Genomic DNA, 25,255 nt, shown 5'->3' on the forward strand with positions numbered 1-25,255 from the left:
GTTACTGAAAATCCACCAACTAAGTATATTGTGTTCGTTTTTAGTAAGGTTGGTGGAGGCTAGGGGAGTCGAACCCCTGTTAGGATCTTTTTTTTGTTATTTTGGACCATTTGTCGGTTAATAGGTTGGCTGAGCAATCTATTGAATAGCAATATCATCAAAGTAAGTGGTCGTCGTATTTCCAGACCAAGAGTCACCGATAACAATGCGATTAAAGTTTGTTCCGCCCGTCGGTGAAGCAACCAGTACTCCGTCTATATACATATCGACTTTCGTCCCCGAAGTGTAATCCCATTTCAGTTCGTGCCAACCTGTTGTTCTGCTTATTGCAGTCGCAGTATATGTTCCGTCCAGACGGACCGAATACTTGGTGGTAGAGGTAGGCGTATTGACCGCGATTCCACGTATTGCCGAACTGTTGTCAACAAAGCCCGCCACTTGCATGTTCGTTGCACCTGCATCATCATAGAACCACATCGTTACAACTTTATTCTGCAAAGAATGGAACGTCTGCTGGATCGCATCCATATCCTCGCTTACAAGGTAGCTGTAGATTCCTGTGTGTGCTTTTGCACTGCTGAGGGATGGTGAACCTTTGCCTGGGACTGAGATCCAGTTTCCTAGACCGTTTTCGAATCCATCGAAGGTATACATGGATTGATAATAAGAATCCAACACGAGACCCACATCATCCACGTATGCTTCCCCCGTTGTGGAAGTCTTTTTCAAAAAGATTTTGGCGCTCGTTTGCGATGGACCGGTCTTGAATTTCACCTTCACAAAAGTCCAAATTGAACTGTTTGAAGAAGCGCTGACCTCTGTATCACCGAAGTCCGTCACGCCGAGAAGCACGTTTTCCCCTGCGGGCGAACGCAGCCATGCTCCCGCGATATAATTTGTGTCAGGCTCAAGCCCTGTAATAGTTTGCGCGATCCCATCCACACTGCCGCTAAGCTTTACACCATTGAATTGCGATCTCGACATCCCCGCATTGGCTGCTTTGCCCCAATGATTGTCGGCAACAACAGCGGCATTTCCGCCATCCGTTGTAGTCCAACTACTCAGATTGCCCCATTCAAAGCCACCGTTGACCACCTGATTCATTTGAGTTGTATCCGGTCTTGTATATGTCGGACTTGGTGGACTTGCAAAATTATGACCTGCAGTCCAGTCCTCACCTCCATATTCGTAAGCTCCGATGTCCGGTGCATTTCCTGTGTATCCATCGGTAATCCCCGGAATCACCTTGCCTGAATCCTTGGCCGCAGATGTAGTCAACAAACGGTAATTGGCGTTGGCTTCATCTACAAATCCCGGTGAACTGGTCAAATTAAACCCATGTTCTGCGTTGGCTGCGGTTACAGTATCCACACCTTTGATGATATTATTGTATATTTTGTCGCCATACATATCTTGAGCGAAAACATCTCCCCACGCTCCGACCGGAGACGTATTGGACCATACGGTATTGTTATATACAAGATTGTAATTAGACGGTGTATTCAATCGAATGCCTTCGTTGTTCCACACGACATTATGATGCAAAATAAAATTGTTTGTATAATTATCCAGATATATTCCTGAATTCGCAGCGGCTGCTTTATTATCGTGAATAAAGTTGTGATGGATTTCCGTATTTTGACCGTCTGTATTCGGCCCGTAAACCATACCCAAATCCGTGGTCAGCCAGCCTGCGTTATAAATATTGTTGAATTGGATTTGATTAGCAGTCATTCCGCCGCTGAAATAAACCGTCACACGCCCGGCGTCCGATACGGTATTATGACTGATCAAGCTGTTCGCTCCCTGCAGGTTGACGAGACCTTCCCAGTTCGGTACATAGCCCCCGTCGTGAATATAACTATTAATGATATTGTTATTCGTTCCTTTTACCGTAACAAGACTGCCCGAGCTATAAGCGATCTCGCTATCGCGTATCTCGTTATAGCTGCCGTTAAGGATGATCCCGAGATTGGCTTGTTCTCCGGCGCTGGTGTTCAAATTATGGTGTGAAACGTATTTGGCTGCAATCTCCTGTATCGTAACATGATCCGTGAAGTTATCCGTCACAATCGTGGAAGCAGTGATTTGTATCCCTTTAACGCTGATGTAGGATTTACCGGATAAATCAAAAGCATTGTTTCTCCGTTTGGCTTCAACCATGAGGGTAGACGGATTTCCGCCACCAGGAGCCCACAAGTAGAGCTGACCGTTCGCGGAATCATACCACCATTCTTTTGCGGTGTCCAACGCTCCTTTAATACCGGTCAAATAATACCTATTTCCAGATTTCGGATCATAATAGGTTCCTGAACCCTTTAAAGGCTGTATAGTCAGCTTCTTTAAAAAGGAATCGTACCCCGTCACGGTTGAGGTTTGAGCAATCCACGCACTTCCGCTTGTAGTCCAAATCGTTGCGCCCTTCCAGAAATTATTGCCACCCGGAAGTGAGGTATCGAAAATATTGGTCACATTCGTAAATGTACCCGCTGACGATGTTGTAGGGTTCAGTAATGTTCCTGTCTGGTTAGGCCAACGCGCTTCATCCATCAATGCTCCATTGACGAACACTTGATTTCCCGCCTCTAAACTCCATGTCATCGGAGCTTTATAGATGTTCCCACTGTCTTGCGTCCATCCGGTAACGACATCATTGCCACTGACTATTACTTTCTCATCATTATAATTTTGGTAAGTGATTTCACTCCCGTTCGTCCCAGAATGTAGCGGGATCACCGTTTCCCTGTATGTTCCTCCACGGATGAGCACCGAATCGCCAGCTGTCGCTGCTTGAGCGGCGCGTCCAATGGTTTGGAACGGCGTACCTAAAGATATCCCGTCGTTGGCATCACTTCCATTCGTATCTACATAATATGTAGCGCCTGCAGCCATCACAATCGAATGATTCATAATTATAGGAAAAGACAACGAAGCAATTAATACGACGCTCAAACAGACTTTGTTAAATGGCTTCAGCCACTGTCGGATTCCGGTTATCATTGTGTTCACTCCTCGCTAATTTGGTTACAGGCTTTACAAAATACAGTTTAATGGCAAAAAATCACCTCCTTTAAATACTTCCCTGGATTCTCTCCATCTGCATCCACAAAATATCATTGCCCGACTCATCTTTCCAAGGAATAAAGTGAGGCAGCATCGCGTCATGCCAATGAATCGGTGATTGCCGCGTATGAAGAAGTCCTTGAGGTTTATGTCCACTCGTCAGGCTGGGCAACTCATGATACGAAAAGATCAGTGTGCCGAACATTCCGATCATATAGGTTTGATTAAAGCTCGACGCCGCTTCTTCCTGTTTTTGAAAATGGTAATAGATATAACTTGCTGCCATCTCTGGACGTAAACAAGCGACCGAGCCGATACGCTCATCAATGTGACGGTGATCTCTCCAAGATGAACAATCTGACGGCACCCCATCGTGAAAAATAGCGATTAAAGGTACTTCGAGACTATCCGCGGATCCTGAAGGATGCCCCATACTTAACGGAACTAACGGCCAAGTTTCCAAGATCCGGCCATAATACCGTGGCCAGCGCCACTCTGCGTATTCTGATGAAGAGCCCGCTTCCGCATAAATAAACACAAACTGCTGTAAGACAAAGATGGAAACATCGTAAAGTCCCTGAGCTGACCAATCCCTTCGAAGAGACTCAATATCTGTATTCACCATTTGGCGGAACTCGCTTTCCGAGTCACGACGAAGTTGGGAATAATATAGCAATCGTTTCATACAAGTAACTCCCCTTACCAGAACGTATCTTTGATGCCCCGCAGCTTACAAATAGCTTCCGCAAAAAAATAATCTCCATATATAATAGGTACATTCACATGAGTCTTTCGCGGACTATTGGCTGTACCAAACAGCAAAATCGCTTCTTCGTGCGGATCATTCCAGGCTGTATATCGTTCATCCAGCTCACGAATCAACTTCTCAGCCGCATCTAGGTACATACGGGATTCACTTGACGGTACCAGCAAACTAAGCTCTAGTAATCCGCTTGCCGCGCATGCGGATGCCGTGGAATCCATGGCCATTCCTTCTTCCCAAGGCGCCCGGAAATCCCATGGCGGAAGACCGTCATCCGGCAGATTTGCGAGAAAAAAATGGGCCGAACGCTTGGCGGCATCGATATAGCGTCGATCACCGGTATATCGAGCGCTTAAAGCCATCCCGTAAATCGCCCATGCCGTGCCGCGGGACCAGGCTGAATCCGGGTCATAGCCTTGTCCGCCTAGCGCTTCCTGACGTTCCCCCGTCTCCGGATCAAAGCAGACGATATGATGAGTCGAACCATCCGGCCTTAGGAACTCACGCAGCGTGGTATCCGCATGCAGCCTCGCGATATGACGGAAACGCGGATCCTTGGTCTCCTCGCTGGCCCAATACAGCAAGGGCAAATTCATCATGCAATCGATAATCGCCCAACCGACCCGTTCCGGCTGATTCCAGGCCCGAATGAATTGTCCAGCAGGATTGAAGCGTCCCGCCAGATGACTTGCCGCGGTCATGGCCCGTCGTCTTGAATCTTCATGGCCAAGCAATTTGAACTGCGCCACGGAAGACAAGCTCCACATAAAGCCTACATCGTGATGAAGCGGAAAAAAATCATTTAGCACAAAATCCATTCTCGCTTCGGTAAGCGCTGCAGCTTCTTTCAAACGTTCATCTTTCGTCTCACGATATACAAGCCACAACAGTCCTGGCCAGAAACCATTGGTCCACCAATCCGCTTGTTCGCGATTATATTTGCCATGATACGAAGCGTATGGAAAATCCGCTCCGATCGATTCGCACATGTTCTCGACTTTTCCAATAATTTTGCCCCAGGTCTGTTCAAGCCAAAGTCGACTTTCCGAATCAGGATACGGCTCGATATTCTTCATCTCTATCTCCTTCCGGCCCTGACGGCCTTATTGTTCCATTGTTAGTGAAAAGTGTAGGGTGATTTCCTGTTTATCTTTTCGCGTCCATTGGGCCAGCTGATAATGACCGTTCCGATTCGGCATTCGTCCGGGCAGCAGTTCCAATTCCACGCCATTCTCTGATTCATCCGCCCACACTGTATACTTGGCGTGACCGTAGTTAACTGTAACCTTGCTTCCTTCAGAGATGACGGTGGATTGTTCCGTCCCATTCGTCACCAGCAGCGGAACGATAACGCCAACTGCAGTTATCTCAGCCGCTTCAGCTGATTGCAGCTTCCAGGTAACCGTTGTTCCCTCCATACCGATCTGGTAAATTTCCTCAATACATTCCGCACTGCCATTTCCCGGTCTGGGGAGAACGTCACTGATCGCACGCTGATATACTTCATTAACATTTGCGCCGGGAGTGTTCGGATCCAAAGGATAGGCCTTTGGCTGCGGGCTTGCGATATATGAGACAGAAAAACTTAAATCCTTTTCCTGAATTTCCAGCAACGAGAGTTCATTTATCCAATGCAGCCTTTCCGCGTTTAAAGGTTGCCCCTCCACATCCAAGGCGTGGAACACTTCATGCTGTCTGCGGCCGTAATTGGCCAGTCTGTCCCAAGATCCATGTTCATCTCTCCATGTAGGGCCAATGGCTGCCGGAAACAACGGTGCGGGAATCGTCTGTTTGGGACGATAAAAAATCCACGGAATTTCCCCATCCAAGCCGGCTATTCCCGTTGACAGCGCTGTCTCTTCTGGAAGTCCTGACCGATGTAAACGGACAAATCCGGTCGCGTCCTGGCCCATCTGGGCAGCGGTATCCAAACTTATATGATAGCCTCCTTGCTTCGGTCCGGTAGTTGCATAGATGCGATGGAATGAAGGTAAATGCAGCACAAAGCCTCCGACATCGCATGGTGCAGCTACTTCTTCAATAGAGTCATCCGCATCCATATAACACGAAACAGCAATCTGAGCGGCATACAAGCTGTACGTGGAATGATAGGCGTAAAATTCATAACCAACCCGCTCGGCCACAGGAAAGCGATTTTTAAAAAGGCGAAATTCTTCAGCATCGTCTACCCATCGTAGAATCGATTGATAAGCTAGATGAGCGGCGCGTTTAAACGTTCTCGCCCACAACAAATCTCCATGTCGAAAGTAATAAGCCGCCTCTCTTTCACAAATATGGGTAAAGGACAGCTCATTCCAGAGCAGCTGATTGCTGCGGCCTCCACAGCTTGTAGCTCCGGTAACGGATTGCGTAAACAGCATGGTTTGGGCTCCGCGATGTAGAAGAATCTTCAACAATTCCGCGGATGCCCCTTGGTATCCGGCTTCCAGCACTCCGCTTAACTGATCTCTGGCTGCCAGATCATAGGCGGCCGGCAAATTCGGATCCCTATATAAGCCCTCTGGCGTGAACCGTGTCAGTTGATACGGTAAGTACTTGTCAATAAAGCTGGTTGTATCGGTTAGACCGGTGCGATACCTCATCATCTCCCCGTGCATTGCATACGTTGCCCAATTGCGTATTTGCCGGATATCGGGGAAGTTCCGCTCGGTTTGCGAATAGGTAAGCTCTGGCTCGAACCGCTGTAAATTGCATCGCCAACGTTCAACACGGGATGAATCTGCGAAGCCAGATAACAGTTCATATGCCAGAACCAGCATATGGGATGTGAAATCCGCATGATCGTCTGGAACCTGGTTTTCGCCAAGACAATAACTCCCCCAGTCCATCGCTTTCAGAATGGTGTCCTGCAACTCCGGACACCGGCCTGAATGAAGAAGTACAGCACCTGCCTTGACGAAGGATGCCGTTGCATATTCATGTTCCTTTCCGTCCTTAGGATCGAGAACAGCACCTTCCTCAGTAACATAAGGCAGAAAGGCGCGAACCCGTCCTTCGGCAAAATCCAAATAATGCTCTTTTTTTATAGTGGTCGTCTGAACTGACACTTGCGGCTGACGAGAAATAAAGTCATTCTTCAGCCCTGCGATAGGATCAGCCATTCCAAGTTTATTTAAATATGAGATATTAGCGTTCATCCTGTGCATCCACTCCTTGTTAGACTATAGCGATCTGCCCTTAAGCAAGTCTTTTTGTTCTGAATTCAACCATGGCATATCATAAGAAGGGGAGTTCACGTATCGATCCATGCTGATTCGAAGAGTCACGCTGGTTCCGGGCGCTAAATCTACGGTAAGCCATTTTTGGTGGACTGAAATCGTTTCGATCACCTCATCTTTATCACTGATAATGGAAGCTTCTCTAAATACGTGCTCTCCAAAAGTGCCGGCTTGAATGATAACAGAGCGATGATCAAACAAACTGATATTTACTAGTTCCACCGTCACGGAGTTGACAGAGAGCTCTTTTACGAGCGCTGCAACGGATTCCGGCAATCCGGGTCTCTTGGCACATACATCGAAATATCGAACCCGGGCATGCTGCAGCCCGCCGTGTGAAATATGCATCGGACCGCCTAATGTCAATTGGACAAGACTCTCCATATACACAGGACACATTTCTTGCCAGATATGAATGCTCGAGAAATCATTCTCACTGTACTGATCGGACCAGCTGTAAGGATCTCCGGCCTGTGATCGCAGTTTACTCAATTGCTGTTCAACAAGCTCGAAGTTGGCTTTTAAAATCTGTATCGGATAGTCCGGATGTTTGCCCGAGATAAATTGAAACCACGGCTGTGTGTTGCCGATATAATGTTTGGTGTTTCTGCGTGTCTTTTTATCGGTACCGGATAATTTCGGAATAATAATCTCATTCCAATCATGATCCTTGGGAATCCGCTCAATGCGCTCCAGATCTTCATCCGCCATGGACATCGTCCATAGGTAAACCGCATATTTGGGATCCGCGCCGCGAAAATCCGACCAGCCTGAGTCAAATTTTTTATTTGGTACAACCCATTTTCCGTCCTGTTCTTTACGAAGCTCCCAGTTTGCATCCAATTGCTCCCTGGCCAGATTCATCTTGCTCATATCCCCTGACAGCAGCACCGCGTTCATACATGCATTCGTTAGCGGTTCAATGATCGTCAAGAACCCATGCGGCCAGCGCCATCCATAGTATCCGCCCCACCATTTGCCGTCATTGTACTCCCCGATTCTACCGGTCAGCCCTACATTATCGGGTATGATCCCACCGTTTTGTTTCGTTCGCTCTTCCCAGACACCCAGGTATTCCAAAACCCACTCGCGATACTTTTCTTCTCCGAAATGAAGGAATGCATGAGTTACAAGCCCCGTGGCATTTAAATTCAATGGTACATCACCGCGAGTCATCCGCTCGTTCATCATTTCGATAACGCGGGCATAAACCTCATCGTTCGACCATTCACATGTTCCGCTAGCAAAGTCTACGCCCGGAATATCCTCATAAGGTGCCAAATAATCATCGAGAATACCGCGGTGTGTGCACCAATCCTCGCCAATAAGTTCAAATCGAGGACCATGGCTTCCCGTAATGGGTGAACGAATCAGCTTTCGTTCTTTATCATAGTTTTGCGCTTCTTTGTCCTCCCCCATATACATGGCGGCAAATCGCGCTGCCCGCTGACGATCCTTCAATGTAGGAGGGCCGGCGAGTCCCAGAAAATAGATGTACAAATACCCTTCGCCGTGATGCATCCAGTCGTAATAAGCGTCGAATTCGCGATGAATTTGACCATATTCCGTCCACTGCCATGTGATGCCGTCCCAAATTTTGCGGGACAGCTCATGCAGTTCAGAACTACCGCCAAGCATATATAGCAGAGCCAAATTCATAAATCCTTCATAGGGATCGTCCGATCCGTCCATACCCGGCCAATCCTGTCTCCAGATGAGCGTACCGTCCGGTTGCGTATAGCGTTCAACAAACTCCACAGCCGCCTTGTTCAATTGATCAAATAATTGACGTTGCATGAATGCCCACTGTGGCGGTATCGTTTTCCGCTTTGCGGCAATGACAGGAATGGATTGCGGGTTCTCTGTAAAGGCCATCGTGAAACCTCCTGTTTCTCTTTCCGTTTGTCCTGATTTTTTTACGATTCGGCTACCATCGTATTGGTGATTGACCCCAGTTTTTCAATCTGAATGGTCACTTGGTCGCCGGCTTTCAAGTACACTTGCTTCTCAGGAGGATATCCAAGCACAACGCCTTCCGGGGTTCCCGTCAAAATGATATCTCCCGGAACCAGAGTCATATGCTGGGAAATATAACTGACGATTTCATCGCAGTAAAAAACCATATCGGATGTATTGGAATGCTGTCGCACTTCGCCGTTAACAAGACACTTAATCTCCAAATCATTTGGGTTACCAACTTCATCAGCTGTGACCAGATACGGACCGAGCGGCGAAAATTTATCGCAGGATTTGCCCAGCAACCACTGATGAGTGCGAAGCTGCAAATCGCGTGCCGACAAATCGTTCACATTGCAATACCCGAACACATGTGAAAGCGCGTTTTCCTTGGAAACATCCTTGGCCTTTTTGCCGATGACAATCACCAGTTCTGCCTCATAATCTACTTTCTCTGAAACTCTCGGGAGCGGAATCACCTCATCAGCACCAGCCAACGTATTGTTGAATTTGTTAAAGAGAATCGGGTATTCCGGAATCGGTGCATTCGTTTCTTCCGCATGCTTTCTGTAATTCAAGCCAACACAAATAATTTTATTCGGATGCGTAACACACGGGCCCAGCCTGAGCGCTGACTCCTCCAGCATGCAGGATCGGGTCGCAGTTTCGGATTGCCGTACTTGAACTATATAATCACGAAGCGCAGCGAAAGCCTTATCTCCACCATCAAGTAACTCATGAATCGTTGTTGGAATCGGTTCTTCCGACCCTACCAAGGATAGGGCACTTTGAATATCTAGAACTCCCTCGTCCGTCTTCACTCCAAGTCTATATAGATCATTATGAATAAAAGTTAATAACTTCAAGTGATCACCCTCAAATATATATTTTTAAGCATCTTTACCGAATACGACGCCGCCGTCGATATATAGTGGAGAACCCATCATAAACTTCGATTCATCCGAAGCAAGGAACAACGCTGCAAACGCCACATCTTCCGGCCTTCCCAGTTCGCCGCTAAGCTGACGTTTTTTAATCGATCTAATCGCGGTATCAGGATCTTCGTAACTATTGTTCAAGTAATTCTCCACAAAAGGGGTCAGAATAGTTCCCGGTAGCAGTGCGTTAACACGTATATGATATGGCGCATAATCCACCTGCATGGACTTCGTCAAGGCCAGCACAGCACCTTTCGTTGCCGAATAAGAAGCGCGCTTTGCTAAACCTATTTCTGCGACGCACGAAGACATATTTATAATCGAGCCTGATTTACGCTCCATCATGTGCGGAAGTACATATTTGCTTGGCAAGTAAACGCCGCGAATATTCACATTCATCACACGGTCCCATACGTCAGGCTCAACCTCATGTAACGCACCGACCCCACTGATTCCGGCATTATTGAACAAAACATCAACCTGGCCGAACTGTTCGATGATCTCTGTCACCATCGCCTGGACTGAAGCAGGATCGGTGACGTCCGCTTGAATAAAGACGGCTTTACCCCCGGCTTGAGTGATTTCCTTTACGGTCGCTTCACCTTTCACCATATCCAGATCATTGACAATTACCGTGGCTCCTTCTTGAGCAAAAAGTAGCGCGCTCCCTTTTCCGATGCCGGAAGCGGAACCCGTAATAAGCGCGATTTTTCCTGCGAGTCTCATTCTGACTCCTCCTATCCAATATTGTTCTAAAACAATCGCTGTCCAGGGAATAATCCGATCACTTTTTTCATCTCTTCATCGGATAATCCTCTTCCATCGCAATAGCCGGTGTTTAAATCCAGCGACTGGACCGAAGTCGTTCCGACTAATGTAATTGCGATGTCCGGGCATGTCAGACTGAATCGAAGTGCGGGCTCAACAAGCCCATTCGGTTCACTTTTGCGTAAAAAATCCAACTGCGCCATTCTTCGTTCGGCTTCTTCAAGCATCACCTTATTATTCCTTAAAAAAGGCGCCGGACGGTCCGCTAAAATCCCCATCGCAAGCGGACTGCCATGAATGACGCCGATATTTTTCTCCTTCGCAAGGGGGAATAGCTCGTCTTTTGCTGTATAGTCTACTAATGTATATTTTGCATACGTCTGGATGGTATCGACCAGATCTTCGCGCAGGAATGGCATCAACAGCTCAATATCTCCTGCATTTACACCAATCGCTCTTACTTTCCCTTGCTCTTTCAGCTTGCGGAAAGCAGGCAGGGTTTCGTTTACGGCCTGTTCATAAGTCGTCTGCTCCAATTCATGCAATTGGATTAAATCAATATAATCCGTTTGTAGTCTGCGTAAGCTCTCTTCAACAGACTTGATTGTATTTTCATACGAATAAGGGTCCCCACGCATGATCGCCTTGGAGGCAAGAATGACAGCCCCGCGTTTACCTTTCAGGGCTTTCCCGATTCTCCGCTCACTTTCCCCACGTCCGTATAAAGGGGCAGTATCAATAAAGTTAATGCCAAAATCCAAAGCACTATCGATCACATGAGTAACGGTTTCATCCGTTGTCTCGCCGAAATCGCCGCCAAGCGGTGCGCCGCCCAAACCGATTTTGGATACTCGAAAACCTGTTTTTCCCAATATGGCATATTCCACGCTGCTCCGACTCCTTTATTGTAAATTAGCTGCAAGACGAGCCCCTTTGTAAATTTCGAATCTAAATGTCATCTCCATGATTCTTTCGAGGTGATTGCAGTGAAGGATCATCCGGTAGAATTTCTTTCTCTTTTCCGTATCGGAATCTAGCGTTACACCCTCTATTTCCACACCCCAGTCGTTCTCTTCATAGAAGAACATCACGCCATTCAACATGATTTGACCTGGAGCGGTTTTTACCGGTTCAGTGCTGCTGATAAACACCTCATGGAAGGAATTGGGTTTTTCCAAAAATGAAACCTGATCCCGGATCAGAAGTTGAGGCGATTCATTCTCTGCGCGTTTCCATACAAAATGTCGTGTAAGGCTTTCCAAGGAAGGACAGTCATAGGCTTGAGTCAAATCAAGGGAAAACGCCATCTCTTTATCCGTCTGATAATGTTCGACCAATTCGGCGAAATACCGTTTTCCGAAGCCCTGTCTGCATCCATCCACAATAGGCACTGAGTGCCCGTGCGAGCCGGCATTCAATTGATTGTAGCGATATTCAGGCTGAAAATACTGTCTGGTATAGATACCCAGCCCCATATCCGCAAGCACGCTTTGACCATCAACATGCAAGATGAAATGTCCTAAATCATTATGATTATGAGGTTCTTCGTTATAGCCGCCCTTCGCTGCAAAAGCAACCAAATGTCCCTCCGTATCGATGACCTTTGAAATGGCCCACTGATTTCCTTCGAAAATCTGCTCTTCTATCGACCCCGATTTGTGCCGTTCCGCTTCCTGGGGCTCTGTCTTTTCAGGCGACCACAGCAAAAGTCTTGAGGTCTCAATCCAGCTGTTGGATGTCGGCTGCTGCAAGCTCGAAGATTCTGGCATTTGAAGAGATGGTGCGTAGCTTTGCAATCGGTGAATCAATCCCGGATTCCATTTCACTTGTTCAGGTGAGTCAGAGAAATTGACCACTTTGCCGTCACCCAGCATACAAAATTGCGGAAAAAGTGAAATCTGCTCGATTTTGGAATTTGCAAGAAGAGAAATCCGTCCTTGGGTTCGTTCTTTTAACAATTCCGAAAAAAAGACAAAATGAGAGAAGCCGTACTGCCAGTACGCCGGTCCTTCGGGAGTAGCTCCTTGTTCATCAAAGCCCGACAGGTAACCGCGTAGAACATTAATCACTCTCCACAGCATGCCGCTTAGCTTTTCACTGTCCTGTTCCATATAAATAGCCGCCGCTCCAATGGAAGAGGCGCAAACGGCAGGCCAATTGTTCGTTTTAAGTTCCCAGTTCTGAGGAACCGGGTCATGAAAGTAAACTTGAAATAGTCGTTGTTCGATTTCGGCCTTGACCCGCTCCACCACCCAAGGATGCAATCGGCTCCCCATGAAATGGATGATTTCAGCAAGCGTAAACCCAATATGCGCCGATGCCAAATCCACCGTTTCACGCGGCATGTTCGGCTGGTCCCAAATTCGATGCGGATATTGGTTAACGTAAAGTCCCACATGCGCAGGTAGTACCCAAGTAAATTCATTGCAAATGCTCCAAATTGCATTTTCCAGTCCCGCGACCCATTCCGGATTTTGCTTGTCTGTCATGACTAGCAAGCTGAACGTATGAATGCCTGCGATTAAATGATCCCGCTTATTCTGATAGAAAGAGCGGTCACCGGTGGTGCCGAATAAAATAAACTCTGAGAATTGCGGTGGAAGCGGCTGCTCTTTGATCCGTTCTTCTCCACCTTTCTTCAGTTGCTCCCAAAAAGCTGAATATTTCGGATCTTCGCGAATTCTCCGCCAATGTTCAGAAGAGCCCGCTTCCTCATACAGCTTATGTGTTGAATGGGACGTCTCTTCCAAGGCCAGCTTTAACTGCTTTAATGTTAATTGATTAATCAATCCTCTCACCTCTTCTGTTGAAGACCTAATGAGCTAAAAACAAGTGGCTGTCCATATGAACAGATACGTACAGCGACTCATGCTACGATCGTCGCTGTACGCATACATATCAATCAATTTACGATTACTTCGTTTGCTTCCACGCTTCAATCTGCTTCGCCAGTTCAGCCATAACCTTATCGGTGCCAGCTTGCTTCAGTTTATCTTGGAATTCTTTCAACTTTTCGTTTGGATCCCATGTACCAGTTTCCAATGCAGGTAGATACTGATCGATTACTGTCGCCAGGTTTGCGATTTCAGCCATAACCGGTGTGCTGTCAAACTTAAAGCCCATTAATGGAGACTTCGTCGCGGACTCGTTCGCTTTTTTGGTCTCCTCTAAAACAGCAGGATCCATGCCTTCAACCAAATAGCCGTTGAATGTATTACCGAATACCCATCCTGCATTTGGCGCGTAACCCGCATCTTTGTTTACTTGAATCACGTTGTCAGACACTTTGGTGTAGTGTTTTCCTTCCACGCCAAAGCTGATGGTATTATAAAGCTCTTTATCTGTGTTCAATAGGTTAATAAACATCATCGCACGCTCAGCGTTTTTGGAGTTCTTGTTGATGGCTTGCATGGTAGTAATGACTGTGCCTGTGGATGCATAAGGCTCCGTCAATGGAACATAGATGACATCATTTCCACCATTAGCAGCTTTGGCTTCAATTTCTCCGCCCGGTTTAAGAACGTTATGAAACTGTACTGCAGCATTGCCTGTTTGGATAATATCGTTTTTGTTCTTCAAAGTAGCCGCATTTTCATTGACGTAGCCCTTCGTATACCAATCTCTCATCGTATCCAAATAATGCTTGTACTGCTCGGTCTCATACAGATTAATCGGAGTTTCGGGGTTCTTCAGATCTACGCCGATAATGTTATTTGCCGTAATCGCTTCCAAGCCGAGAGATTGGGGCATGATATTGAATCTTCCATACTTGTCATTCAGAAATGGTACAATATCCGCTGATTCGCCTTCTTTAATTTGCTTCAAGAACGGTTCGATGTCTTCAAACTTCTTGATAGAGTTCACATCTAGATTATATTTGTCCGCGAAACGCTTTTGAATGATGAAACCTTCTCTTTTTGTTACCGTCTGATAGTTAGGAATGCCATAAATTTTACCTTGAATTTTGGCTGCATCCCACACGAATTCAGGCATCGATTTCAATAAATCTGGCGCGTAGCTATTCAGCAAATCATCGAGTTCAAGGAATGCGCCTTTTGATTGATTTTGCAAATAATCCCAGTTCCAATTCGCCGTCCATGCAATGTCGTAACTCTCACCAGATGCGACGACCGTATTCATTTTTTGATTGTAGTCAGCAAAGGTATGCGCTTTCAGTTTTACGGTTGCGTTGATTTTTTCCTTGGTGATTTTGTTTACGGCTTCCTGTACGGAATCTAGATCTTGTGGAATGGCACTCAGTGGAAAATTCCAAACGAGTTCCACCATCGGAAGTTCTTCTTTCTGTTGTCCTTCCCCAGCTGACTTTTTCTCTTCCTTGGCACTGCCGCATGCTACCAAAACTATTGCCAGACTGAGCACACCTGCAATTACTTTGAACCATTGCTTATTCATTACATATCTCCCCCTAATTTGATTCTTATATCAATGTTCGTGATGATGTGAGGATATTCTTGTATCCGCATATTCACCAGAAAACAGTTTGATAACATCCTTTGATGTCAGCCTTTGACAGAGCCTACTGTTAAGCCGCTAATGAAAAATTTCTGGAAAAATGGGAAAACAAGCATCATCGGTCCTGCTGCAAGCACCGCCATGGCCATTCTTGTTGACAAGCTCGGGAATTGTGTCATGTCGATATTTACGTTAACGGATGATAAGTTGTTTGATAAATATTCAATGGTACTCATCACACGATACAGCATCAATTGAAGAGGAATCAGATTTTGGTTGTCGATGAACAGTAATCCCAGCCACCAGTCGTTCCAATACTGAAAGGAAATAAATAGTCCGATGGTTACCATAGCAGGCAAGGAAAGCGGAATCACCATGATAAAGAAAATGCGCCATTCGCTTGCTCCGTCCGTCTTTGCAGATTCAATGACCTCCAGGGGTATTTTATCCATAAAGCCTTTCATCACAAGAATGTAAAATGGACTGAGCAGGTAAGGAACAATCAATGCCCCTATTGTGTCTTTCAGATGCAAGTACTGAGTGACCATAATATAGAACGGAACGAGTCCGCCGCTAAATAATGTTGTAAAGAATACGAAAAAAGTCATTATTCTACGGTACCGATAATCTTTCCTTGAAATCGTGTAGGCGGTCAAACTTGTAAGAAACAAGCCTATAACCGTTCCGATCACCGTCACTAGAATCGTAATGCCATAAGCATTAAGCAAAACGCCAGGTGTATCAAAAATCAAGGAATACGCGGCAAGACTGAACTTTTCCGGAATCAATTGGTATCCGCTTTGCAATAGTGTCTTTTCATCCGTAAATGAAATGGATATAACCAGAAGCAATGGGATGATGAACAGGATGGATAGCAAACAGAAGAAAAGATTAATAATCCGGGAGCTCCATTTAGATTGTTTACTTTCGAAATAACTATTTTCAGCTTTTTTATTGATTGCGACTTGTGTAGTCGGCATCATACATCTCCTCCTTACCAAAGTGCGTTATCTTCGTTTATTTTTTTAACAATCCAGTTCGCTAATAAGACCAGAACAAATCCTACGACGGACTGGTAAAATCCTATTGCACTAGACATACCAATATCCCCGACAACCCGAAGTGAGCGGTATACGTATGTATCGATCACATCTGTTGTGCCGTAGAGGAAACTTGAATCGTTCGGAATAAAGTAGAATAATCCAAAGTCGGCTCGGAATATTTTCCCCACATCTACAATGAACAAAATCACGATCAATGGTGTCAGTAATGGAATCGTAATCTTTCGAATCATCTGCCATTTGTTCGCACCATCAATTTTGGCTGCTTCATAATAACTGGAGTCAATTCCTAGAAGCCCTGCATAGTAAATCAGTGTTGAGAATCCTACAGCTTTCCAAAGTTGAGTAATAACGATGATTACGGGCCAATACTTCGCCTGTTCATACCATTTGACCGCCTCTTCACCGAACATTCCTAACGTAACGTTTATAAATCCGCTTTTATGATCTAGGAATGCCAGTACTACATATCCGACCACAACCCATGATAGGAAGTAAGGCAAAAATAATACCGTTTGATGCAACTTGATCCACTTTCTTGAGACTTCATTCAACAAGATTGCCAATGTAAGCGCTATTAACATTGTGAGCACAATAAAAGAAAGATTGTAAAGAATTGTGTTCCTCGTAACAATGAACGCTGTATCGGAACGGAAGAAAAACTCAAAGTTTTTTAAACCCACCCACTCGCTTCCGAATACTCCAAGATCGTATCGATATTGCTTAAATGCAATGACCAATCCAAGCATAGGTAGATAACTAAGTAACATTTTATACACGATCGCCGGTAATGACATGACAAACAAATCCCGGTTACGCTTGAAGTGTCGCCACTCCTTTTTCAACATTCCCGCTCCTCCTTCTCATTGCCGCATGCGACTTTTGTGTCCCTATTATCCAGCGAAAACAAGGTTAAAGAATACTGTAATTTTAAAAAAACACTCTACTTTTTGCAGGCAAAATCGCGAAAACACTGTAGTTTTACGATAAAAACACAAAACTGCCCAGTAAGCATCGCTTCAGCTTGAAACCTTCAAACTGAAACGACTTACGGGCAGCCGAAGAAACTTCCTAGTCCTCAATGACTTTTTTGAAACGATATTCTTTAGGCGTTGTGCCAAATTTCTTCTTGAAGAGCTTGAAGAAGTAACTTTCGTTACTGTAACCCACCATGTCCATAATGCGTGAAATGCTGTAATCTTTGTTCTCAAGAAGCGTGAGCGCATTACGCAGGCGGACCTCATTAATATATTCGCTGATCGACATCGATTCCTGTTGCCTGAATTGCTTGCTGATATGGGCTGATGATAATTTCATGGCGCTCGCTATACTCTGCAGATTTAGATTGGCATCAACATATTGCTCCTCAATCATTTCTTTTATCGTATCAATCAAAATCCGGTTGGACTGCATTTTGAAGTCCTGTGAGCGTTGATGATGAATTTCTTGAAATAAATTCAAGAAAATATTAAACATGTCCTGTAATGATTCCTGTTCGAGCAGCTGCTGGTATTGAAATTTGAAGTCCAAATTCACTTGTCTGACGGAGCGATTGTTGATATCTCCCACCGCTTGATTAATAATGGTGAACAGATTAAAAATCGAATACATGATGTTGTTATAATGCAAGCTTTCCAATTGATGAAACAAAATTTCGAGTTGTTCACGGAATATATTGCTTTGACCGGACTTGATGGATTCCGAAATTTTCTTCTCCACCTCTGCCGGGAATTGAAAGGGTCCGTTATTCTCCATATTTCGTTTAACAAGCTCGGATGTAATAATGCAAGATTGCCCATAAATGATACGGTAGGATGCATTTTCCAGGACCTGTCCATATTGACGTGAAAGCTGGCTGTAATCTTTCATCTCATTCCCGATCGAAATGGAGAAAGAAATTCGGTAGTATGCTTTGATGGTTTGCTGAAGCTCTTGTAAGACTCTTATCAGGTCATCCAAATGCATACTGGAACCTTCATGGTCTTCCCCTAGCAGCAGGACGAAATGATTGTTCTGCATGGGCACGACTTCACAGTGCAAATTTCTCGCTAAAATTTCCTTAGTAATATTAGCAATAGCAAATTTATAGAGACGCTTATCAGAATCGCTTGATTGTCTTTCAAATTCCTCCAGGTCGTCAATTAAAAGCACGCAAAGACGCAGCTTGTGATGAAGATCGATATCCCACTGAGTCTGCTTGATCTCCTGCGATGTTAACAGGCTTGTATCTGAGATAAGTCTTCGGAGTGCAAAGGTTTTAAGCTGGTCCCTCTGTGAATACTCTTCCTTTTCCAACTTGACTAATTTATGCATCGCGTCTTGATATTCGTTTGTAATAAGCTTGAGCTCATCAAGATCCGAACGTTTTTCTGTCCCGCTGAATCGTTTCCCGAAGATCTGCTGCAGCATATTCTCAATAGGTCGATAGAGTCGATAGGCTATAAAAAAGGAAACTACTATAGATAGAATGAGAATTACGCTTATAATAATCAAAGAATTCCTTTGCATCTCATGAAGTTCCCCGAAGACAACATCATAAGGCTGTACGCTCGCAATGATCCAATTACTCTGACTCGATGACATAAAGCTGAGTATAAACTTGTTACTACCGCTCTCATGGACGAGATAATCCTGATCAACCCCGGCCTCAGCTCGATTTCGAATCACCTCACGGTACTCCTCCAATGGAATAGGAGTACTCATGTTAGTCTCCAGAAGTGGCGCACCGGATTTGTCCGTAATAAAAATAGTACCGTGCAGTTCACTGTTCACCTGATTCATATTACTGATATTATCGAAAAGCCAAGATGGCTTTAAGGTCACAATCAGCTTACTTTCTGTTAAGTTGTCATAGATAAACATCGAGAAAACCGGCGACTTAACATTTTTGCCCGATATGGGAATAAACTCTAGCTTGGGTATTTCTTTTTGAGACTTCATATAGCTGGATATCAAACCATTCATGCCATCGTCCAAGCAATTTATGCTACTTTTGGTCGAGTAGTAACACTTGGTATTTGCGTTATAAATCGTAATATTTTGCAAGAACATGGACCCAAAAACTGTTTTTTCTAATCTGTTCAGCTTCTGTGCGAGCTCTCCTTTATCCATGACTGACGTATTCAATAAATAAACCACATCCGGATCCATATAAGTGGAAACCGTAATATTTTTGACCGTCTCATTTAAATTATCGACATTATATTTAATTTGTGAAAGCACTTTCAAATCTGCTTGCTGCTGCATTTTGAGCATCTTATTCTCAGAAGTGTAATACAGAAGCGAAGAACTGACCGTCAGAAAAATAACCGTAACGACAGAAATGGAGAGAAGTAGCTGGAACAGATACTTTCTTGACTTATACATGGTTTCCTCCTATTGCAGATCATATATTCTGGCTGCATTATAGCCAAAAATATGACGGATTTCATCAGCAGACAAAGAAATGGACAACGCCTCCCCGATCATGGACATCATTTCCTTATAACTGCCGGCCTGTAAACAAATCGGCCAGTCGCTGCCAAACATCAATCGGGAAGAACCAAACTCTGTAATAACATGCTGAATATAAGGCTGTATCACTTGGGCAGGCTTCTTACCTCTAAATGACCCCTCTGTCATCATTCCGGACACTTTGCAAGAGGTATGTTGAAATTTTGCAATGGAGCGCATTCCGTCCGACCATAATTGATAATTCTTACCGGACAAATCCGGCTTGCCCAGATGATCGACAACAGCCGCAAGGTTAGGCACATACTCCAATAGCTTTGCCATTCCTGCCAGGGCAGGTGGACGAACTAAGAATTCAACAGCACAATTATCCTCAGCAAGTATTGATAAATTATATATAAGCTGCTTGTGATGTCTCCACTCTCCATCTGCTAAATCCGGAAAATTTGGACGAATCCCCACGAAACGCGGATGACTTCGAAAACGAAGATAATGCTTTTCAAAATCTGAAGCGTTGATATCAAGCCATCCCACTACACCAATCAAGGTTTCCTCTTTGTCGCACAAATCAAGGAGAAATGAAGTCTCTTCCATCGTCGGCGCAGCTTGTACCACAATCGTCCCCTGAACACCGTTATGGAGCAATTCATCTTTTAACAGGTCCGGCATATAGTCCTGAAATAGGATGGGATCAGAGGCTGGAGTCAACCAACCATAATCCCCCCGATCCAGTATCCAGTAGTGCTGATGTGAGTCTATTATCATGACATATAACCCCATTCCTGATTTTAGCAGTTTTACATCTTTATTGATTACAGTAGTTCGACTTGGGCAATTTTTCAAGATAAAAATATTTCAAAATAATAATATTTCAAAATAAAAATATTCCAACCGCTACCCTTAGGGTATCCGATATATGGATGAGCACAAAGGGAAAATGTGGATTACATTCAAATTCATTAATCTAAGAAAGCATCGTTCATAATTATTTCATTTCCTATAACTTAATTCGGATTCAAGCCAAATTAAAAAAAAACAGTCGCCGATGAACTTCCGGCGACTGTTTTTTCAAACTTGCAAGGTCTTATAATTTCGCATCACAAACATGTTGTTTCTTTAATTACGGACGTATTCCTTATTCGCTGTTTCCAACATTGATTTCCAATCCGCAAATTTAGTCTCTCTAACTACATGACGATCAAAAAGTTCATCAGGTATGTCAGCAACATCTTCTTCTGTCTTTACTTGAAAGTTTCCTTTGGTTACAAACTCATCGAAACTTTTGTAATTGGAATACTTACTCATAAACGCTTCATTAAACAATTTCTCGAAAGAGATGTGATTGGGATCTTCTTGATACGTTTTCTGTCCTTGTAACTCATTCATCAATTCTTCCATGGTCATTGGTTTTTGTCTTCTCAAATTACCACTCCTAATTTTTTGTTATAGTTGTAGAATATCATGTTAATCCATAAATCACACGAATCCTAAGCTTACCATAATTTTCGCTATTTCACCTTTCAAATTTCACTTAATATGCAAATGATCCGCCTCTATACTTAAAATACAACAAAAAACCTCCCTTATTCATAAGGAAGGCTCTTATTTTTAGGACAATTTCACCAAGCTGTAGTTTTTCTTACCCTTACGGATAATGATAAACCGGCCGCCGATAGCTTCGCTAGCTGTAACTTCCAGTGCTACGTCGCTAACTTTCTCACCATTCATGGAGATTGCTCCTTTGGTGATATCCTCACGTGCTTGACGCTTAGACGGCTCGATACCGAGATCAACCAACCACTCTACGATATTTTTAGATTCCAGTGTAGTTTCGTAGGTCGGCATTTCCTTGAAGCCTTGCTCGATCTCATCAGCAGTTAGGGATTTGATATCTCCACTGAACAGAGCAGCAGTAATACGTTTAGCCTGCTCCAGCAATTCTTCACCATGCACGAATCTGGTCATTTCTTCAGCAAGTGTTTTTTGTGCTTCGCGTTTATGCGGTTCAGTCTGTACTTTTTCCGCAAGTGCATCAATTTGCTCTTTAGATAGGAATGTAAAGTACTTCAAGTATTTCACAACATCACGGTCATCAGTGTTCGCCCAGAACTGGTAGAACTCAAACGCAGTCGTTTTGTTTGGATCGAGCCAGATTGCCCCTCCAGCTGATTTACCGAATTTTGTTCCATCAGCTTTCAGCATAAGCGGGATCGTTAGACCGAATGCTTTTGCTTCAGGTCCTTCTTTTCTACGGATCAGATCCAGACCGCTTGTAATGTTGCCCCATTGATCGGAGCCACCAATTTGCAGCTGCACATCTTCATGCTGGTACAGATGCAGGTAATCTAGGGATTGCAGGATTTGGTAGGAGAATTCTGTAAAGGAAATTCCGCTGTCCAATCTGCTCGCTACAACATCTTTGGCAAGCATCGAATTGATGCTGAAGTTCTTACCATAGTCACGCAAAAATTCGATCACATTGATTTTATGCGTCCAATCGTAGTTATTCACCATACGAATTTGATTGTCGCCATCAGTAACGAACAGTTTTTTCATTTGTGCGGTAAGGGCATCTACGTTAGCTTGGATTTGCTCCAGCGTCTGCAATGAACGCTCGGATTGACGTCCACTTGGATCACCGATCGTACCTGTAGCACCGCCAATTAGCATAACCGGACGATGTCCTGCAAGCTGGAATCTTTTGAGTACCATGAACGGAATCAAGTGACCAATATGCATACTGTCACCCGTCGGGTCTACACCGCAGTACACCGAAACGGATTTCTGGTTGGTCAATTCTCTAAGCCCTTCGGCATCGGTTTGTTGATTGATGGCATCGCGCCATTCTAGTTCATCGATAATATTCATTGCCTAACACCCCTTAAATTAGTAGATATCCTATAACGAATCATCAGTCCGCCAAGCGAATATAAGGATAGTTGATGAAGAGAAACTTATAAATCCTTATATTTAAAAACAAAAAAATCGTCCCCTTGTCTATTGTAGACATAGGGACGATTGAATAACCGTGTTACCACCCAGATTGCACCAATGAAACGCTAATGCTAAAACACAGCATTGATGCCACTCGTGACGAGATATCGTTCGCCATTCCGCTCGGTGTTAGCCGAGATACTCCAAAGTGTAATTCGTACTCTTAGTGTGTACCGGGTTTCATCAACCCCCGGCTTTCTGAAACAGGGACTAAGCTACTACTGGGCTTCTTCAACGTATATCGTATATAAGATTACAGCCAGTATAGTGAAATAATTCTTCAATGTCAACATCTTAAGCTGAGAATGCTGAGACACACTCCTGCTGTGACGCACTACTAGGCATTGCCTATTTTTTTCTGTTACAATTACGAAAAAAGAGGTGAACGACTCCGTATGCTTGATCCAATCGATAATCATATTTTAGAACGCCTAACTCAAAACAGCAGAATTTCCTACACCGATCTAGCTAAAGAAGTTAATTTATCAAGTGTCGCGGTTAAGGATCGTATTGATCGGCTCGTCAATCAAGGAATTATTGAGCAATTCTCAATCGTCATCAACGCAGAAAAATTAGGAAAGAAAATTTCGGCGTATCTAGAGCTTGAAGTGGAGCCTGCCCATTTAAATCATATTGTCAGAGTCCTAAAAGAAAATGAATGCGTAGCCGTACTTTATGAAATGACAGGGCCGTGCATTCTTCACATTCACATTCTAGTTGAGAACCTTGAAGAGATGGAACGGTTTATGCATGAATCCATCTACTGTCTGGATGGTCTAGTCCGTGTAGAAAACCAAATCTTATTAAAACGCCACAAAAATCAGGATGGTCTAAATATATAAAAAAAGAACCGACTTTAAGACGGTTCTTCGCTGGTTTGGATCTTATTATGTTTATGAAATGATTGCTAATTCGACCTACTCTGTTTTAGATAACTTAGCTTTATAAAATTTCGCGAAATATTCGCTGACCTGAACCTTCTCTTTTACAACTTCTATTGGAGCAACGAGCTTAACGATCTCTCCATTGTACATTCCTCTCGTCGCCCCGACTTTCATCTCTAGAACATTATTATTGTAGCTTATAGTTACTGTCTGAGTAGTCGGCTTCCAGCTCACCTTCGCACCAAAGCTTTCAAAGCTGCTACGTAATCCCACTGCCTTGCGCTCCGAATCACCGAATTGGCCCTTATCGATCAAAGCATGCACACCCCAGTTTCCATCCACCACCTGTGTAATTCCAAAATCCGCGGACACAGACATCAGTGAGTACGCTTCATCCTCGCTCAATTCCATTCCAGCCATTAAAAAATCTTTTGTTTTATGAGCGGCATCCTTCATTGCTTTGTCGATGGACGAGTTTTTGAAAATATCCGTCTGAGCACTAGCCCCCAGCTCCTCCAAATAATTGGCGTAGCTGAAGCCATGCACAACCCATTCGTATTCATTTTCAAGTAATGGGAAACTTAACCCACTCAGTTTTTGGTTAAGCGTTCCTTTTTTATGAAGAATGACTTGTATATCACCAGTAACTGATGTCTCGATCGCAGTTCCGTTAATCTCGGAATCCCCTTGGCCGGCATGCGGGTCACCAATTGACAGTAGCGCACCCGGTACAGATACAGGATAATACATCGTTGCACCTTCAGTAATCCGCCAATCATCAACGTTGCCACCATTGTATGAAGGAGGTACTGAATCTACAATATCCGCTTCTTTAGGCGCCACACCCATCGTGCCGAAGTGGAGACGTACTGGAATCTTTATACCTTTCAATACATCAAAGTTCTTATCAATCGTATTATGGTCTACAATTACACCTGGGTAGTCGATTGTCGGGTGCACTTGACCATCCGGATCGGTTTGCACTGTCCATTTGTAGTTATAAACAGCTGTTGCATAATCCGTCCCACCTTCAGTATCCATCTCATAGATGGTGACCACTTCACGTTTTTTCGGCACCTCAACCATATCTCCGTATAGATAACCCCAGTTCGCCGCGGCATTCACGCCATAGGTTTTGCCTGCATATTTGTCATTTCCATTAGGTCTCAGCTTCATGTCCAGAATCTTCACTTCCAGAACATCCCCTGGCTCAGCGCCTTCTACTGCGATAGGTCCCGTCAAAATATGTACGCCTGGTCCACGAAGCGCTTCGTTCTTCTCCCCTTCTATCCAGTGAAAAATATCTTCAACACCCGCATCCCCTTTAATCATCCGATCGTAATCATCACCGGAATGATGCGTAATGGCCTCGACCGTCACAATATCTCCCGATTGTACTGTTAAAGCTGGATCACCTTTACCAATATTCCCCCAGCGAACGGTCTCCGAATTCGCTTTTAGAACATGCGTTTTCGGTTTATACGCGCTTTCCATCGTGTCAGCAAAAATAACATCTGTTGACGATCCCGCTAGCAAAACCGCTGATAAAATGACACCAACCTTCAGAAACGTTTGTCTTTTCATAGTCAAATCCTCCTCAACTCAATTCAATGTTAGATTTTATAACATTTTGTGTTTTTGAGTATAACAGATGGATTCCAGATTA

General features: G+C 44.4%; 18 protein-coding genes and 1 other annotated feature. Of the genes, 1 reads left to right on the top strand and 17 read right to left on the bottom strand.

Features of this window, described 5'->3' with window-relative positions:
• Window positions 1–138 precede the first annotated feature (138 nt).
• From MKX41_RS11495 to tyrS, 16 genes are all read right to left on the bottom strand, one after another.
• The gene (locus MKX41_RS11495) at window positions 139–3,000 is read right to left on the bottom strand and encodes a right-handed parallel beta-helix repeat-containing protein (RefSeq protein ID WP_340970532.1); all 2,862 of its coding nucleotides are present in this window, start codon (window positions 2,998–3,000) and stop codon (window positions 139–141) included.
• Between the two features lie 70 nt (window positions 3,001–3,070).
• Window positions 3,071–3,748 carry a hypothetical protein gene (locus MKX41_RS11500; protein WP_340970536.1) on the bottom strand — a complete coding sequence of 226 codons (678 nt, stop codon included), beginning with the start codon at window positions 3,746–3,748 and terminating at the stop codon, window positions 3,071–3,073.
• A 14-nt stretch (window positions 3,749–3,762) separates the two neighbouring features.
• Window positions 3,763–4,902, bottom strand: a complete 1,140-nt coding sequence (locus MKX41_RS11505; RefSeq protein ID WP_340970538.1) for a glycoside hydrolase family 88 protein — start codon at window positions 4,900–4,902, stop codon at window positions 3,763–3,765.
• A gap of 27 nt (window positions 4,903–4,929) precedes the next feature.
• Window positions 4,930–6,984 (bottom strand): hypothetical protein, encoded by a 2,055-nt coding sequence (locus MKX41_RS11510; RefSeq protein ID WP_340970540.1) that lies wholly within the window; start codon window positions 6,982–6,984, stop codon window positions 4,930–4,932.
• A 24-nt stretch (window positions 6,985–7,008) separates the two neighbouring features.
• Window positions 7,009–8,940, bottom strand: a complete 1,932-nt coding sequence (locus tag MKX41_RS11515; RefSeq protein WP_340970542.1) for a hypothetical protein — start codon at window positions 8,938–8,940, stop codon at window positions 7,009–7,011.
• 41 nt (window positions 8,941–8,981) lie between these two features.
• On the bottom strand, window positions 8,982–9,887 hold the full coding sequence (locus MKX41_RS11520; RefSeq protein ID WP_340970544.1) for a fumarylacetoacetate hydrolase family protein: 906 nt from the start codon (window positions 9,885–9,887) through the stop codon (window positions 8,982–8,984).
• A gap of 24 nt (window positions 9,888–9,911) precedes the next feature.
• Window positions 9,912–10,685 carry an SDR family NAD(P)-dependent oxidoreductase gene (locus tag MKX41_RS11525; RefSeq protein ID WP_340970546.1) on the bottom strand — a complete coding sequence of 258 codons (774 nt, stop codon included), beginning with the start codon at window positions 10,683–10,685 and terminating at the stop codon, window positions 9,912–9,914.
• Window positions 10,686–10,711: 26 nt separating this feature from the next.
• Window positions 10,712–11,614 (bottom strand): aldo/keto reductase, encoded by a 903-nt coding sequence (locus MKX41_RS11530; RefSeq protein WP_340970548.1) that lies wholly within the window; start codon window positions 11,612–11,614, stop codon window positions 10,712–10,714.
• 15 nt (window positions 11,615–11,629) lie between these two features.
• The gene (locus tag MKX41_RS11535; RefSeq protein ID WP_340970550.1) at window positions 11,630–13,516 is read right to left on the bottom strand and encodes a heparinase II/III family protein; all 1,887 of its coding nucleotides are present in this window, start codon (window positions 13,514–13,516) and stop codon (window positions 11,630–11,632) included.
• 124 nt (window positions 13,517–13,640) lie between these two features.
• Window positions 13,641–15,140, bottom strand: coding sequence for an ABC transporter substrate-binding protein (locus MKX41_RS11540; protein WP_340970552.1), 1,500 nt, complete (start codon window positions 15,138–15,140; stop codon window positions 13,641–13,643).
• 107 nt (window positions 15,141–15,247) lie between these two features.
• On the bottom strand, window positions 15,248–16,180 hold the full coding sequence (locus MKX41_RS11545) for a carbohydrate ABC transporter permease (RefSeq protein WP_340974884.1): 933 nt from the start codon (window positions 16,178–16,180) through the stop codon (window positions 15,248–15,250).
• Between the two features lie 14 nt (window positions 16,181–16,194).
• Window positions 16,195–17,109 carry an ABC transporter permease gene (locus MKX41_RS11550; RefSeq protein ID WP_340970554.1) on the bottom strand — a complete coding sequence of 305 codons (915 nt, stop codon included), beginning with the start codon at window positions 17,107–17,109 and terminating at the stop codon, window positions 16,195–16,197.
• A 223-nt stretch (window positions 17,110–17,332) separates the two neighbouring features.
• On the bottom strand, window positions 17,333–19,627 hold the full coding sequence (locus MKX41_RS11555; protein WP_340970555.1) for a helix-turn-helix transcriptional regulator: 2,295 nt from the start codon (window positions 19,625–19,627) through the stop codon (window positions 17,333–17,335).
• A gap of 9 nt (window positions 19,628–19,636) precedes the next feature.
• On the bottom strand, window positions 19,637–20,476 hold the full coding sequence (locus tag MKX41_RS11560) for an amidohydrolase family protein (RefSeq protein ID WP_340970556.1): 840 nt from the start codon (window positions 20,474–20,476) through the stop codon (window positions 19,637–19,639).
• A 351-nt stretch (window positions 20,477–20,827) separates the two neighbouring features.
• Complete coding sequence (locus MKX41_RS11565) at window positions 20,828–21,115, bottom strand: hypothetical protein (protein ID WP_042189061.1); 288 nt, start codon at window positions 21,113–21,115, stop codon at window positions 20,828–20,830.
• Window positions 21,116–21,319: 204 nt separating this feature from the next.
• Complete coding sequence (gene tyrS / locus MKX41_RS11570; RefSeq protein WP_060624193.1) at window positions 21,320–22,579, bottom strand: tyrosine--tRNA ligase; 1,260 nt, start codon at window positions 22,577–22,579, stop codon at window positions 21,320–21,322.
• A gap of 139 nt (window positions 22,580–22,718) precedes the next feature.
• Window positions 22,719–22,949: a binding site (T-box leader), on the bottom strand.
• Window positions 22,950–23,100: 151 nt separating this feature from the next.
• Here tyrS and MKX41_RS11575 point away from each other — a divergent pair.
• A complete protein-coding gene (locus tag MKX41_RS11575; protein ID WP_339265270.1) occupies window positions 23,101–23,547 on the top strand; it encodes an Lrp/AsnC family transcriptional regulator in 447 nt (148 codons plus the stop codon).
• Between the two features lie 75 nt (window positions 23,548–23,622).
• Here MKX41_RS11575 and MKX41_RS11580 read toward each other — a convergent pair whose 3' ends face one another.
• The gene (locus MKX41_RS11580) at window positions 23,623–25,173 is read right to left on the bottom strand and encodes an acetamidase/formamidase family protein (RefSeq protein WP_340970558.1); all 1,551 of its coding nucleotides are present in this window, start codon (window positions 25,171–25,173) and stop codon (window positions 23,623–23,625) included.
• Window positions 25,174–25,255 lie beyond the last annotated feature (82 nt).

The organism is Paenibacillus sp. FSL R5-0475, assembly GCF_038004585.1.
GTDB lineage: Bacteria > Bacillota > Bacilli > Paenibacillales > Paenibacillaceae > Paenibacillus_AQ.

Excerpts from the sequence above, each read along its gene's own strand:
- MKX41_RS11495 (WP_340970532.1), bottom strand. The coding sequence starts at position 3,000 with ATGATAACCGGAATCCGACAGTGGCTGAAGCCATTTAACAAAGTCTGT.
- MKX41_RS11500 (WP_340970536.1), bottom strand. The coding sequence starts at position 3,748 with ATGAAACGATTGCTATATTATTCCCAACTTCGTCGTGACTCGGAAAGC.
- MKX41_RS11505 (WP_340970538.1), bottom strand. The coding sequence starts at position 4,902 with ATGAAGAATATCGAGCCGTATCCTGATTCGGAAAGTCGACTTTGGCTT.
- MKX41_RS11510 (WP_340970540.1), bottom strand. The coding sequence starts at position 6,984 with ATGAACGCTAATATCTCATATTTAAATAAACTTGGAATGGCTGATCCT.
- MKX41_RS11515 (WP_340970542.1), bottom strand. The coding sequence starts at position 8,940 with ATGGCCTTTACAGAGAACCCGCAATCCATTCCTGTCATTGCCGCAAAG.
- MKX41_RS11525 (WP_340970546.1), bottom strand. The coding sequence starts at position 10,685 with ATGAGACTCGCAGGAAAAATCGCGCTTATTACGGGTTCCGCTTCCGGC.
- MKX41_RS11540 (WP_340970552.1), bottom strand. The coding sequence starts at position 15,140 with ATGAATAAGCAATGGTTCAAAGTAATTGCAGGTGTGCTCAGTCTGGCA.
- MKX41_RS11545 (WP_340974884.1), bottom strand. The coding sequence starts at position 16,180 with ATGCCGACTACACAAGTCGCAATCAATAAAAAAGCTGAAAATAGTTAT.
- MKX41_RS11550 (WP_340970554.1), bottom strand. The coding sequence starts at position 17,109 with ATGTTGAAAAAGGAGTGGCGACACTTCAAGCGTAACCGGGATTTGTTT.
- MKX41_RS11555 (WP_340970555.1), bottom strand. The coding sequence starts at position 19,627 with ATGTATAAGTCAAGAAAGTATCTGTTCCAGCTACTTCTCTCCATTTCT.
- MKX41_RS11560 (WP_340970556.1), bottom strand. The coding sequence starts at position 20,476 with ATGATAATAGACTCACATCAGCACTACTGGATACTGGATCGGGGGGAT.
- MKX41_RS11565 (WP_042189061.1), bottom strand. The coding sequence starts at position 21,115 with ATGACCATGGAAGAATTGATGAATGAGTTACAAGGACAGAAAACGTAT.
- tyrS (WP_060624193.1), bottom strand. The coding sequence starts at position 22,579 with ATGAATATTATCGATGAACTAGAATGGCGCGATGCCATCAATCAACAA.
- MKX41_RS11575 (WP_339265270.1), top strand. The coding sequence starts at position 23,101 with ATGCTTGATCCAATCGATAATCATATTTTAGAACGCCTAACTCAAAAC.
- MKX41_RS11580 (WP_340970558.1), bottom strand. The coding sequence starts at position 25,173 with ATGAAAAGACAAACGTTTCTGAAGGTTGGTGTCATTTTATCAGCGGTT.